This is a genomic window from Luxibacter massiliensis (assembly GCF_900604355.1).
GTDB lineage: Bacteria > Bacillota > Clostridia > Lachnospirales > Lachnospiraceae > Luxibacter > Luxibacter massiliensis.
The window spans coordinates 519663-533742 of record NZ_UWOE01000001.1; the positions used below are offsets into that span (position 1 = coordinate 519663).

The 14080-nt window shown below is 44.8% G+C and carries 15 protein-coding genes; all 15 read left to right on the top strand.

Translation table 11 applies throughout. From position 1 onward, the window contains the following. The first annotated feature begins 219 nt into the window (after nt 1–219). The 15 genes from EFA47_RS02620 to purD all read left to right on the top strand — a co-directional run bounded on the left by EFA47_RS02620 (nt 220) and on the right by purD (nt 14078). Entirely contained in the window at nt 220–1545 is a 1326-nt protein-coding gene (locus EFA47_RS02620) for an ABC transporter substrate-binding protein (protein ID WP_122641881.1), read from the top strand. A 101-nt stretch (nt 1546–1646) separates the two neighbouring features. Continuing rightward, nucleotides 1647–2531: a carbohydrate ABC transporter permease gene (locus tag EFA47_RS02625; RefSeq protein WP_235853196.1), complete on the top strand. Its 885-nt coding sequence runs from the start codon at nt 1647–1649 to the stop codon at nt 2529–2531. Then, a complete protein-coding gene (locus EFA47_RS02630; RefSeq protein WP_122641882.1) occupies nt 2524–3336 on the top strand; it encodes a carbohydrate ABC transporter permease in 813 nt (270 codons plus the stop codon). Before EFA47_RS02625 ends, EFA47_RS02630 begins: the two co-directional genes overlap by 8 nt. Before the next feature lie 70 nt (nt 3337–3406). Next, a complete protein-coding gene (locus EFA47_RS02635) occupies nt 3407–4258 on the top strand; it encodes a sugar phosphate isomerase/epimerase family protein (RefSeq protein WP_122641883.1) in 852 nt (283 codons plus the stop codon). A 17-nt stretch (nt 4259–4275) separates the two neighbouring features. Next, nucleotides 4276–5766 carry an FGGY-family carbohydrate kinase gene (locus EFA47_RS02640; protein WP_122641884.1) on the top strand — a complete coding sequence of 497 codons (1491 nt, stop codon included), beginning with the start codon at nt 4276–4278 and terminating at the stop codon, nt 5764–5766. A gap of 38 nt (nt 5767–5804) precedes the next feature. Continuing rightward, nucleotides 5805–6455, top strand: a complete 651-nt coding sequence (gene hxlA / locus EFA47_RS02645) for a 3-hexulose-6-phosphate synthase (protein ID WP_122641885.1) — start codon at nt 5805–5807, stop codon at nt 6453–6455. A gap of 316 nt (nt 6456–6771) precedes the next feature. Continuing rightward, nucleotides 6772–7446, top strand: coding sequence for an orotate phosphoribosyltransferase (pyrE, locus tag EFA47_RS02650; RefSeq protein ID WP_122641886.1), 675 nt, complete (start codon nt 6772–6774; stop codon nt 7444–7446). A gap of 12 nt (nt 7447–7458) precedes the next feature. Further along, on the top strand, nt 7459–7608 hold the full coding sequence (locus EFA47_RS19760) for a hypothetical protein (protein ID WP_164689905.1): 150 nt from the start codon (nt 7459–7461) through the stop codon (nt 7606–7608). A 68-nt stretch (nt 7609–7676) separates the two neighbouring features. Further along, complete coding sequence (locus EFA47_RS02655; RefSeq protein WP_408631203.1) at nt 7677–8117, top strand: VanZ family protein; 441 nt, start codon at nt 7677–7679, stop codon at nt 8115–8117. Next, complete coding sequence (locus EFA47_RS02660; protein ID WP_122641888.1) at nt 8095–8469, top strand: DUF6142 family protein; 375 nt, start codon at nt 8095–8097, stop codon at nt 8467–8469. The genes EFA47_RS02655 and EFA47_RS02660 overlap by 23 nt, the downstream gene beginning before the upstream one ends. Next, on the top strand, nt 8470–10545 hold the full coding sequence (locus EFA47_RS02665) for an aminopeptidase (protein WP_122641889.1): 2076 nt from the start codon (nt 8470–8472) through the stop codon (nt 10543–10545). Nucleotides 10546–10618: 73 nt separating this feature from the next. After that, nucleotides 10619–11128, top strand: coding sequence for a 5-(carboxyamino)imidazole ribonucleotide mutase (gene purE / locus EFA47_RS02670; protein WP_122641890.1), 510 nt, complete (start codon nt 10619–10621; stop codon nt 11126–11128). A 21-nt stretch (nt 11129–11149) separates the two neighbouring features. After that, nucleotides 11150–12175, top strand: a complete 1026-nt coding sequence (gene purM, locus EFA47_RS02675; protein WP_122641891.1) for a phosphoribosylformylglycinamidine cyclo-ligase — start codon at nt 11150–11152, stop codon at nt 12173–12175. Further along, nucleotides 12169–12795: a phosphoribosylglycinamide formyltransferase gene (gene purN / locus EFA47_RS02680; RefSeq protein WP_122641892.1), complete on the top strand. Its 627-nt coding sequence runs from the start codon at nt 12169–12171 to the stop codon at nt 12793–12795. The genes purM and purN overlap by 7 nt, the downstream gene beginning before the upstream one ends. Nucleotides 12796–12806: 11 nt before the next feature. After that, the gene (gene purD, locus EFA47_RS02685) at nt 12807–14078 is read left to right on the top strand and encodes a phosphoribosylamine--glycine ligase (protein ID WP_122641893.1); all 1272 of its coding nucleotides are present in this window, start codon (nt 12807–12809) and stop codon (nt 14076–14078) included. The last annotated feature ends 2 nt before the right edge of the window (nt 14079–14080 follow it).

Sequence of the window (14080 nt, forward strand, 5' to 3'; positions counted from 1 at the left end):
AAATAGAAGGAACTTTTTTATACTAAAAATAGTTTACAATATATTGAGAAAAAAGTATATATAAAATGTAAAATAAATAAAAAAATTAGTTATAATGACTAAAAATAATTTATTTTATTTAGTAAAAATTAATATTGAAAAAATAATGATGAACTGATAGTATTTGGTTATGGGAACGGTACCACGAAAAAGAAAGAAAAACTAAAAGGAGGAAGTTCAATGAAAAAGAGAGTGTTGGCAGTTTTACTGGCATCTATGATGGTCATTGGGATACCGGGGTGTGCATCGGCAGATTCAGCGGAGCAGGGCAGCGGCGGAGAGACAAAAGAATCTAGTGGGACAGGGGCAGATGACGCATATACTGTGTGGGCATGGGACGCAAACGTAGAAGCAATCCAGGAAGCGGCAAATCGGTATAATGAGGCCACCGGAGGAAATATAAAACTAGATGTCGTCACAGTTGTCAATGAAGATTCCAGAAATAAGCTGGTGACAATAGGAGGATCTGAGGATTGGGACTCACTGCCGGATTTCCTGCTCATGGAGGATACAGCGGTGGCCCAGTTTGTAACATCATATCCTGGTATGCTGGCCGACTTGACAGATTATGATATCCCATGGGAGGAGCTGGTTGAGTCAAAGAAGTCGTTATACACTGTTGGAGGGAAACATTATGCCCTGCCTATGGACAGCGGGGCCTCAATCGCAATGTACAGGACGGATTATCTGGAAGAGGCGGGGTATACGCTGGATGACCTGACAAATGTCACTTGGGATGAAGTCATAAAAATAGGGGCGGACGTCTATGACAGGACAGGGCACTATCTGCTCCTGGACGATGCCACATCCTGCTTTGTGCCAAAGCAGATTTATACATCCAGCGGCGGCCAGTTCTTTGACAAAGATGGAAATGCTGATATAGACAATGACATTATGAAGATGACATTGGAAATAACAAAGGAATTGGTAGACAGCAAGACAATGTACATTGCGGGATCCTGGGATGAGTACAACTCCTGTTTAAACGAGGGGACAGGGGGCGGCGTGGTCAATGGTATGTGGATAAACGGGAATATATCCAATGCCCCTGACCAGAAGGGGGTCTGGGCTGTGACAGATATGCCTGCGCTGAATATCGATGGGGCAACCCATATGACCAATTCCGGCGGAGCGAGCTGGGTTATTACGAGGCATGCCGGAGAAAATACAGAGGAGCTGGCTGACTTTCTCTCCTATGAACTGTGTGGGGACGGCGCCCAGGACTACTGGGACTACCTGGCTGACTTTGCAGGCTATCTTACAACATATAAACCAGTATTAAACAGTGAATTGTATCGTAATGTGGATAATGATTATTTTGGGGAGACTTTTTTCAGCGACGTGGCGGAGCTTGTGGATGGCGCGCCTGCCCTGAATTCTAGCCCATATTATATGGATGCCCAGGATGCGCTGATCAATGCTGTGGTAAATGTTGTAAATGGTTCTGATATTGATACAGAAATGCAGGATGCACAGAGCAATTTGGAGTTTGCAATGAGTAATTAGTACAGGCGTGAAACAGCAGAAGCAAACTCCTGGCATTGCCATAGAACATAAGGATGCCCTCTGTCTTTGGGGGTATCCTTACGCTGGGAGGGGTAGACTTTATGAAAAAGAAAATGACCTTAAGCCAAAAGCATAGCAGGGCAGGCTGGCTATTCCTGGCTCCTGCAGTCATCTTAATAATTATATTTATGTTTTATCCGATTATACAATCCTTTGTATCTTCATTCCAAAGTGGGATAGGGGAGGGGATGAGCTGGGCGGGCGTGGCAAACTATAAGAGGATGTTCTTAGATCCTAAACTGAAGAAAGCAATTATAAACACATTCATATTTGCCCTATGGCAGGTGCCCATTATGCTGGGAATGGCGTTGTTTCTGGCAGCAGTTTTAAATAGCAGCAGGCTCCGCTTTAAACCAGTATTCAGGACGCTTTTATTCTTGCCTTGTACAATGAGCTTAGTTGCATATGCAATTGTTTTTAAGCTGATGTTTGCTACGAATGGAATTATCAATGATCTTTTATTAAAAATAGGAGTTATTGACCAGGCGATAAACTTTTTGGGGGATGCATTCTGGGCTAAGGTGGTTTTGATTCTATCTTTGATCTGGCGCTGGGTGGGATATAATATGATTTTTTATGTGACAGGATTGACGAATATAGACCAGAGCCTCTATGAAGCGGCCCAGATTGACGGCGCGTCGCCGGTGCAGGCATTCAGGTATATTACGGTCCCTCTTTTAAAACCAGTGCTATTGCTTACAGTTATCATGGCTACCAATGGGAACCTTCAATTATTTGACGAACCATATAATCTAACGGCAGGCGGGCCCGGTAATGCAACAATTTCTATTTCCCAGTACATTTATGAGGCTGCCTTCAAATCAGTGCCAAATTTCGGATACGCATGTGCTATTGGTTTTACTTTGATGGTCGTCATTGCAGTGCTGGTCATTATACAGATGAAAGTGGGGGATTCTGATGACTAAAAGAATAAGGAGAGGCTTTACATACGTAATGCTGACTATATTATGCCTATTTTCAATATTCCCAATTTTCTGGATGTTGGTATCGGCGACAAATACAGGGGCGGACATATTAAAGGGGAGGCTGCTGCCAGGAACTGCGCTTTTACAGAACATCCATACAATTGCAGACAAATATAACTTGCCGGGGGCGCTATGGCATTCTTTTAGGAATGCGGCGGTTTTGACGATTATTTCTCTTATCATATGCTCAATGGCGGGATATGGATTTGAAATATACAGGGATAAGAAAAAGGATTTAGTTATGCGGTTTGTATTGGTAGGCATGATGGTTCCAATGATATCAATTGTAATCCCTCTGTACAGGATGTTTTCAAGTGTTGGGATGCTGAACACAATGTGGGCATGTATTCTGCCAACCTTGTCAACACCGTTTCTGATTTTCTTGTTCAGGCAGAATACGGGTTCTTTTCCAAAAGAGATAATACAGTCTGCGAGGATTGAGGGGTTAAATGAACTGCAGATTTTTTTGAAAATGTATGTACCTATTATGAAACCCACTTATGCCACGGGTATGACTATTACGTTTATGAACGCCTGGAATGCCTATTTGTGGCCCAATATTGTACTGATTAAAGATGATGAATTTACTATGCCCATTATGCTGGCATACTTGATGACCGGATATAAGATGGATTATGGGGCCATCCTGTTGTGTGTGACTTGCTGCACGCTGCCAACAATTTTTATTTTCCTGAGCCTGCAGAAATCATTTGTAAACGGGGTTGCGGGATCGGTCAAAGGATGAGGCCTGCTGTATGATAACAGGCAAGGAGCGCTTATGAACGTAAAACTGAGACGGAGAAAGGGAATTATTTATGAAAAATCTAACATGGAATCAGGTCGCTTATACAAATTTTCCGTATTTTAAATACTCACTAAAATATACGCTGGACTCCTTAGAGAGGATTGGCGCGCATAATATTGAATTTTATGGGGCATATCCACATTTTTATTTGGGGGATGTGACATGCCATGATATTAAGGCTGTGGCGCGGATGTTAAGAGAACGCCATCTGCAGGTTATTAACCTATGCCCTGAAAACTGTACATACCCGGTAAATGCAATTTCCTCCAATATTCATACAAGGGCCCGCTCTATTGACCACTATGTAAAAGGATTGCAGGCAGCCAATGAATTTGAATCCCCTTACTGCCTGTTTTTTCCTGGCTGGTGCCATTTTGATGAGGATCAGGAAGAAGCATGGGACAGAGGTGTAGAAACTATGGGATATCTGGCAGGGATTGCAGAAAGCTATGGAGTGAAAATTATCTTAGAATCTGCCCCGGCGTGTTCTTCTATCCTCTCTTCTACAGAGAAGCAGATTCAAATGATGGAGGAAGTAGGCTCTAAGGCCTTGACAGGTATGATTGACCTATCCTGTTTATTTTATATTGGCGAGACTGTGGAAGGGGCCGTTGGGAAGCTGGGAATTGACAGGATATGCCATGTGCATTTCCATAACTGTGCAGAGCTTACACCGGGAAGATATGAGCACCGGGTACCGGATGACGGCGTGCTCGACTTAGGCCACGCGCTGTCGGTATTAGACGAAGCTGGATTTAAAGGCCATTTTGGATGTGAGGTTTTTGCGCCATATGAATATGAGCCGGAGAAAGCAATGCTGGAATTTAAAAAATACTTTGAGGAAAAAAATATGCGGTACTAGAAAAAAGAGGGGTGGATATGAAAAAATATTTTATTGGGATCGACAATGGAGGTACCTTTATAAAAGCCTCATTATTTGATATAGAGGGAAATCAGATCTGGTGTGAAAAGGTCAGGAATACTATCAATGTATTAAGGGACGGAAAGGTAGAGCTGGATCCGGAATCTTTGTGGGACTTGAACTGCAGCTGTGTTGCCAGGCTGATTAAAAACAGCCAGGTTGGGGCTGAGAGAATTCAAAGTATTGCAATAGCTGGGCAGGGGAAAGGTCTGTATATCGTAGATGAAGAAGGACGGCCGGTCCGCAATGCAGTTACCTCCGCGGACAGCAGGGCGTGGGAGGTTGTAAAGAAGTGGGAGGAGGAGGGGATCCCGGAGAAAATTTACCAATATACATATCAGGGCCTTTTTGCTTCTCACCCAGTTTCTATTTTAAGATGGCTCAAAGAAGAGGAGCCTGAAAACTATCAGAAAATACAGTGGGTTTTTTCCATGAAAGATTTTCTTGTCTATAAAATGACAGATTGTGTGGTTTCTGATTACTGTAATCAATCCGGGAATAGCTATATGAATCTGAATACGGGGGAATATGAACCTGAAATTTTCCGTATGCTTGGAATCGAAGAAATATATGGCAAGCTTCCCAGACTGTATCATGCTGCAGATATATGTGGTTCAGTTACGGCGGATGCGGCAAAAAAGCTGGGATGCCTGCCGGGGACTAAGGTAATTGCAGGCATGTTTGATGTAGATGCCAGTGCTGTTGGCATGGGTTTGGTGACAGAAGACCGGATTGGCGTGATTGCAGGCACATGTGGGGTCAATGCATATATTTCAAAGGAACCCGTCCGTGACCACAGTGTGCTGATGAATTCCTATTTCTGTATCCCAGGGTACTATTATATTGAAGAGGGATCCAATACATCTACAGGGACAATGGAATGGGTGATTGACACATTGTTTAAAGAGGAAAAGAAGTCAATGGGAAATGAGATTTATTCTTACCTGGATAAAATTGTCCAGAAACATACCGGCGCTGAGATGGAAGTATGTTTTCTCCCATTTTTATATGGATCTGCAATGAACAGCAGAAGCAGGGGGGCGTGGGTCGGGCTGACGCCGGCGGATGGCAGGCCGGAGATGCTGCTGTCCTGCTATGAGGGGATTATTTTTACCCATAAATGGCATATAGACAGGCTCCTAAGAAATAAGAGGAATACAAAGGCGGTCAGGCTGGCGGGAGGGATTACGGCTTCAAAAACCTGGGTGCAGATGTTCGCGGATATTCTGCAGATGCCGGTAGAAATCGTAGGCAGGGAAGATATTGGCGGGTGTGGGCTTGCCATTGCCTCACAGATCGCCTTGGGGGAATATGCAGACTATCAGGCCGCTGTCGGACACTGCGTACATGTGGAGCAAACTATTTATCCAGATCAAAATAAAAAGGAGATTTATGAAAAGAAATATAGATATTATTTATCTGCTTCGAAGAATATGGGATGCATCTAAGCATAAAAGGGGTTATGGTTGGAAGGGGGAGTTAGAAGATGCCAAAGCTGAATAAAATAACACTGCAGGCTGCGCTAGATTGTAATGACGTATATACAGCACTTAAAGTCCTGGAGAAAATTTCTCCTTATATAGATGTGGCAGAGCTGGGGACAGGACTGATGATCAGTGAGGGGGCGAGAGCCGTCAGAGAACTTAGGAAGGAATATCCTGACCTAATATTACTGTCAGATATCAAGCTTATGGACGGAGGCGCCCCTCTGGCCCAGATTGTACTGGATGCTGGCGCCGATATTGTGACAGTGCTGGGGGCAGCGGCAGACAATACAATCAAAGGAGTCGCGGACATTGCAAAGGAATATGGCGGACAGTCTTTTGTAGATTTAATTTGTGTCAGCGATATTTCAGGACGGGCCGCAGAAATAGATGCCCTTGGGGTAGATTATATTGGCGTACATACATCTTATGACCTTCGCACCTCTGTGGCCGCGCCGCTGGATGATTTAAAAAAATTAAAGAAATGTGTAAAAACGGCAAAAACATCCATCTCAGGAGGGATACATCTTGCCGCAATTAGAGATATAGTGAAGGAAAGGCCAGATAATATTATTGTGGGGGGCGGTATTATGAATGCGGAGGATCAAAAGGAGGCGGCGGAGCTGATTTATAAAGCAATCCAAGATTCGTAATACATGCCTTTGAGCGTAAAAGTTTAGAAAAAGAGTTTCAGGCCCACCGTTGATTTGCGGGGGTGCCGGCAGTATAATAGTACTGTCGGCGCCCCCGTTTTTATGGAATATCAGGGGACTATCTTTGATTGAAATACACCCAAAACTGTGGTAAAATTGAAAAGATTGAAAAGTTATTTTCCTGGTTTTGCCAAGAGAGGAGCGGGCCATGGAAGAATTTCCTGACAGGTAAGGATAAAGAACTTAAATAGAAGTACAGTGAGAAATACAAAGTAAGGGTTTGGAAAAGCCTGCAGATATGGAGGGTTAAGAAGAGATGGAAGCATACAAAGAAGAGTTTATCGAATTTATGATAGACTGCCAGGTATTAAAGTTTGGAGATTTTGTTACTAAGAGCGGAAGGAACACCCCGTTTTTTGTAAACACAGGCTTTTACCGCACAGGAGCACAGCTAAGAAAATTGGGGGAATATTATGCCAAGGCCATAGAACAGAAGTTTGGATTTGATTTTGACATATTGTTCGGGCCGGCATATAAGGGGATCCCCCTGACAGTGGCTGCGACCATGGCAATCAGTGAACTATACGGGAAGGATATCAGATACTGTTCCAACAGAAAAGAAGTTAAAGACCACGGAGATAAGGGGATTCTGCTGGGGAGTCCCATACAGGACAAAGACAAAGTTGTCATAATCGAGGATGTGACCACTGCGGGTACTTCCATCCAGGAAACGCTGCCGATTATAAAAGCCCAGGGAGATGTCTCTCCTATTGGCCTTGTTGTATCGGTGGACCGGATGGAACGGGGACAGGGCAGTAAAAGTGCGCTGGAAGAGATACAACAGGCCTACGGATTGGAGACAACGGCAATTGTAACAATGGCGGAAGTTGTAGAGCATCTGTATAACAGACCATACAAAGGAAAAATTGTTATTGACGACACGTTAAAGAAGGCAATAGATGCATATTATGAAAAATATGGTGTGAAATAGGAGGGATTTTGTATGGAAAAGGCTTATAAGACGATGCTTAGCGCGGGGACTGGTAATATTGTCCTGGGGATTCTCCTTGTTGTGACGGGCGTGGCGGCAGGCGTGATTACGATTGTAAACGGCGCCCGCCTGCTGAAGAATAAAAATGGAATCACATTTTAACCGGGAGAGTGCAGTGAGTAAAAAGGGGTATGAATTTGAGCCATAAGCAAGTAAAAAAATTCCGTGCCATGGGGAAGGTATTGTTTGTCCTTTATATCTTCTTCCTTTTGTATTTCCTGATTTTTTCGGATTGGTATGGGAGGACTGGTATTTCTTCTGAGTACCGGTATAATTTGGTGTTGTTTAAAGAAATAAAGAGATTTATTGAATACCGGGAAGAATTGGGAGCCTTCGCGGTATTCACTAATTTATTCGGAAATATTTTGATTTTTATGCCTTATGGATTTTTCATCTCTATGGCAAGCAGGGCCAGGGGTTTTTTCATGACATTATTTTATAGTTTTAGCCTGAGCTTCTGTGTTGAAATATTCCAATTGTTCACAAAGGTGGGCAGTTTTGATGTGGATGACCTCCTTCTTAATACAGTCGGGGGTGTTTTGGGGTATATTTTATTCGTAATCTGCAATATGATAAGGAGAAGACACTATGGCAGGCAGAAAAGATGCTAAGGAGAAGCAGCGTGAAAAAGAACACGGCCGTAAAAAAAGAGGTTCCAGAAAATACGGACAGGCAAAGCAGAAGCATTCCCGTATGGGAGTACATTCTCTTATATATGCAGGCCTGTCCCTTTCTCTTCTTCTTATATGTATTTTAATTGCATTTGTCATGAAGGGGAATACATTTAGTTTTATAGGAGGACTGGGAATCGTATCCATGGTTCTGGCGATCTTTGGGATACGGGCCTCTGTTAAAGGGATGCGGGAGAGAGAAAAGCGGTATATAACTTGTAAATTGGGGATAGCGGGAAATATTCTTATCCTGCTTGGGCTCATATCGATTTTTGTGGGAGGTCTGATGTAAATGACAGAGAATGATTGGCAGACAGAGAAAAACAGGCAGTATGCTGAGAGGTATAATCTTTCCATAGATAGGATTAGGCAGGTATTAAAGGAGGAGACGGCTGGGGAAAAGTACCGGCCTTTTTTCCGGGAGACAGCGTCTTTTCTTCTGGAGCTTTCAGCAGTCAGGGACAAGCTAGTTAGCGGGCAGTGGGATGAGATGGGCATTGGGGAAATGCAAAATATCAACAGGGGGTTATATAGAGATATTCTGGGGCCGCAGTATAGGGACAGCTTTGCCAATCCAGCCAGGGCCGTGGAGGCTTTCGGGAGAAAGCCAGGGCAGCTATTGAGCTTTTTGTATACAGAAATAAGAGGCGGCATTGCTTATACCTTTGAGGACCGGCTGGACTATATAACGATCCTTCAGGAGCTGTTTATTGAAATTTACAATTGCTTTGAGGCTGAATCAGAGCCAGAGTATAAGGTGTTGAAGGATATCGTGTACTGGTATGCAAGCGATTACTGTGATGTATTCCTGGCTGACCGGATCGAAGAACAGCTTTACCCTAAATATTCCTTTGCTGCAGAAATCATACAGGAAATGGATTTAGAGGACGACCGATATCTATACCGGTTTGGAGAGTATATTACAGAGAATGAGCTGGAGACGGCAAGGCACCTGCGGACGCTTCCCATAGAGACGCTTCAGAAGATGGCCGATGTATATACAGAGGGATACCGGATAGGGTTTATAAATACTGGCAAGGATCTGTCCAAAAAAACAGTGGTTAATATCCGGTACAGCCTTGGTTTTGAGAAGGTTGTGAGATTGGCGATCCAGAATTTCCGTAAAATGGGACTTTCTCCGGTTATCTACAGGGCCTCTTCCAGTGTAATCACAAAGAAAGAGCAGTATAAGATAGGTTATTGCGGCGCCATTGCAAATAAGCAGTATGAATATGATCACAGGTTGGATCAGGCTTTGTTTATGGACAAGGGGTATATTGAGCGCAAATTGGATGTCCTGAAAAATGTATATGAAAAGCATAAAGACCAGGCCGCCATGTTTGCAGGGCCCGCTGTGATGGAGATCTTCGGCGAGACTCCTTTTTCTCCTGAGGCAAAGCCGGAAGCCGTTACCTATACGGAGGAGCAGCGTGGTTTGTCACTTCTATATGACAGCAAATCCGGACAGATTACGAACCAGTATATCAAAGGGGAGGAGCGCAGCTTTACCATAGTAGCATACCCAATACCGGAAATAGGGGAGGACTATCCGGCCATATTTGATGAAGTGATCCGTATCAATACATTGGACGCGGCTCTCTATGAAAGGGTGCAGCAGATGATGATCGACGCCCTTGACCAGGGAGAGTATGTGCATATTTTGGGGAGGAATGGAAATGAAACAGATCTTAGGGTACAGCTGCATACACTTCAGGATCCAGAAAAGGAAACTATCTTTGAAAACTGTGTGGCAGATGTAAATATCCCTGTGGGGGAAGTGTTTACCTCGCCGGTGCTGGAAGGGACAAACGGCATACTCCATGTCAGCAAAGTATATCTGAATGAGCTTTTATATAAAAATCTTAAAATTACTTTCAAGGACGGGATGATTGAAGAGTATATGTGTTCTAATTTTGAGGAGGAAGAGGAGAACAAAAAATATATTTATGAGAATATATTGCACAGCCATAAGTCCCTTCCCCTTGGAGAATTTGCTGTGGGGACGAACACGACAGCATACGTGGCGGCAAAGAAGTATGGCATTGAGGATAAAATGCCTATATTGATTGCAGAAAAAATGGGCCCTCATTTTGCAGTAGGGGATACTTGCTACAGCTGGAGTGAGGATATCCGTGTCTACAACCCCAATGGGAAAGAAATTATAGCCAAAGATAATTCCATATCACTGCTTCGCAGGGAGGATGTCTCAAAGGCGTACTTCCAATGCCATACAGATATTACCATACCTTATGAAGAGTTAGAAGAAATAAGTGTAGTGACAAAAGAAGGAAAAAATATTATACTATTGAAAGATGGAAGGTTTGTCCTGAAGGGAACAGAAGCATTAAACGCCCCCTTTCTGGACTAGATACGTATGATAATACTGAATATTGCAGAGGCGTCAGCTGCTGTCTGCAGGAAGAATGGAAGGTGGTACAGAAATGCCAAAAGTAGGAATTGTAATGGGAAGTGACTCTGACCTGAAGGTCATGAGTAAGGCTGCAGCCATGCTGGAAAAGCTGGACATTGAGTATGAGATGACAATTATCTCCGCCCACCGGGAGCCGGATGTATTTTTCGATTGGGCAAAGGCGGCAGAGGGAAAGGGGATCAAAGTAATTATTGCAGGCGCAGGCATGGCGGCTCATTTGCCGGGGATGTGCGCAGCATTATTTCCCATGCCAGTGGTGGGGGTTCCCATGTCGGGAAAGAATCTGGCAGGGGAAGACGCGCTGTATTCTATTGTACAGATGCCCCCGGGGATTCCGGTTGCCACAGTGGCCATTGACGGCGGCATGAATGCGGCTATTCTTGCAGCTAAAATTCTTGCTGTGTCAGATCCTGGCCTCTTAGAGAAGCTCAAGGCCTACTCAAAAGAGATGAAGGAGACTGTCCAGGGCAAGGCAGCAAAGCTTAAGGAAATTGGATACGAAGCATATTTAAACGCATAACAGGCAGATGGGAGCAGAGGAATGGATTATAAGAATGCAGGTGTTGATATTGAGGCCGGCTACAGGTCGGTGGAGCTTATGAAAAAGCATGTCAGGGAGACTATGCGGCCGGAGGTGCTGACAAACCTGGGCGGGTTTTCAGGGGCCTTTTCTATAGAGAAATTTAAAAATATGGAAAAGCCTACGCTGGTATCAGGGACGGATGGGGTAGGCACTAAGCTGAAGCTGGCTTTTATTTTGGACAAGCATGATACCATAGGGATTGACTGTGTTGCAATGTGTGTAAATGATATTGCCTGTGCAGGGGGAGAACCTCTGTTTTTCCTGGATTATATTGCATGTGGGAAGAATGAGCCAGAGAAGATAGCTACGATTGTAAGCGGCGTGGCCAAAGGGTGTAAGCAGTCTTATGCGGCGCTGATAGGCGGAGAGACAGCAGAGATGCCAGGTTTTTATCCAGAGGACGAGTATGACCTGGCAGGTTTTGCTGTGGGAGTGGTGGATGAGAAGGACTTAATTACAGGTAAGGATTTAAAAGCGGGGGATGTACTGATTGGCATGGCGTCTTCCGGGGTCCACAGCAACGGCTTTTCACTTGTCAGGAAAGTATTTAATATGAAGCGTGAGGCGCTGGATACATATTATGACAGCCTGAGATGTACATTGGGAGAGGCGCTTCTGGCCCCCACAAAAATATATGTCAGCGCTCTTCGCGGCATAAAAGATGCAGGCGTCACAATCAAGGCATGCAGCCATATTACAGGCGGTGGTTTTTATGAGAATGTGCCCCGTATGCTCAGAGATGGCACACATGCTGTAATCGAAAAGGACAGCTATCCCATACCTCCTATTTTCAGAATGCTGTCCGTGGACGGGAATATTGAAGAAAAGATGATGTACAATACTTTTAATATGGGACTGGGCATGATTCTGGCCGTGGATAAGGCGGATGTGGAGACAACTCTTGAAGCGGTAAAGGCTGCGGGAGAGTCACCTTATATTGTTGGGCGTATTGAAGACGGAGAAAAAGGAGTTACTCTATGCTAAAAATAGTCGTTCTTGTTTCAGGCGGGGGAACGAATCTGCAGGCAGTCATTGACGGTGTAAAGAATCGTACGATTACTAATACAGAGATTGCAGGGGTTATCAGCAACAATAAGAATGCCTATGCATTGGAGCGGGCGGCTAAAAACCAGATTCCCTGCTGCTGTGTCTCGCCCAGGGATTTTAGCTCCAGGGAAGCATTTAATGATAGGCTTCTTAAGGCAGTGGATATGTATACTCCCGATTTGATTGTACTGGCCGGCTTTTTGGTCGTCATCCCTCCGGTGATGATTGAGAAATATCGAAACCGGATGATCAATATCCACCCTTCCCTGATTCCGTCCTTTTGTGGAAAAGGCTATTATGGGCTGAAAGTCCATGAAGCGGCGCTGGCGAGAGGCGTGCGCGTGGCGGGGGCCACTGTACATTTTGTAGATGAAGGGACGGATACTGGCCCCATTATCCTGCAGAAAGCCGTGGACGTGGAGCAGGGGGACACGCCTGAGTGCCTGCAGCGCAGGGTGATGGAACAGGCTGAGTGGAAGATACTTCCCCAGGCTATTGATTTGATTGCCAATGGGAAGGTGACAGTGACAGATGGGAAGACAGTGATTGCGAAATAGAGGAGGCGGCCATGAAAGTATTGATTGTTGGGAGCGGCGGAAGAGAACATGCCATTGCGGCAAGTGCTGCAAAAAGTGTCAAAGTAGAAAAGATGTACTGTGCGCCGGGAAACGCCGGCATAGCAGCATATGCAGAGTGCGTGGATATAGGGGCCATGGAATTTGGCCGCCTGGTTGCATTTGCCCGGGAGAAGGAAATTGACCTTGTTATTGTTGGGATGGATGATCCTCTTGTGGGCGGCCTTGTAGACGAGATGGAGGCGGCTGGAATACGCACATTTGGACCTAGGAAGAATGCCGCTATTTTGGAAGGGTCAAAGGCATTTTCCAAGGATCTGATGAAAAAATACCATATTCCTACAGCAGCTTATGAAAATTTTACGGATCCGGATGCGGCCCTTGCCTATCTGGAAAATGTTTCGTTTCCTATTGTACTGAAGGCTGACGGCCTTGCCCTGGGAAAAGGAGTGTTAATCTGTAACACACTGGAAGAAGCCAGGGATGGGGTAAAAACCATTATGTTGGATAAAAAATTCGGCTCTGCAGGAAATGAGATGGTTATTGAAGAGTTTATGACTGGACGGGAAGTATCTGTGCTTTCATTTGTAGATGGAAAGACCATAAAAACCATGACATCGGCCCAGGACCATAAGCGCGCCGGGGACGGGGATACAGGACTTAATACAGGCGGGATGGGTACTTTCTCACCCAGTCCGTTTTACACAAAAGAGGTGGAGGAGTTCTGCAGCAAATATGTTTACCAAGCTACAGTGGATGCCATGGCTGCAGAAGGAAGAGAATTTAAAGGCGTAATATTCTTTGGGCTGATGCTCACCAAAGACGGGCCAAAGGTGTTGGAATATAATGCGCGGTTTGGGGATCCAGAGGCACAAGTGGTTCTGCCCCGGATGAAGAATGACCTGATTGAAGTAATAGAAGCCTGTATTGACGGTACCTTAGACGAGATAGACCTGCAGTTCGAGGATAATGCTGCAGTCTGTGTGGTATTGGCCTCGCAGGGATATCCGGTTCAGTATCAGAAAGGTTTTCCCATATCAGGGCTTGAGGAGTTTGATAAACAGGATGGATACTACTGCTTTCATGCCGGGACAGCATTTAAAGATGGCCAGATTGTGACAAATGGAGGGCGTGTGCTGGGCGTCACTGCAAAAGGGCAGGATCTGAAAGAGGCCAGGGCAAACGCTTATGCCGCCACAGACTGGGTCAAGTTTGAAAATAAATATATGCGCCATGATATCGGCAAGGCCATCGATGAGGCTTAGGC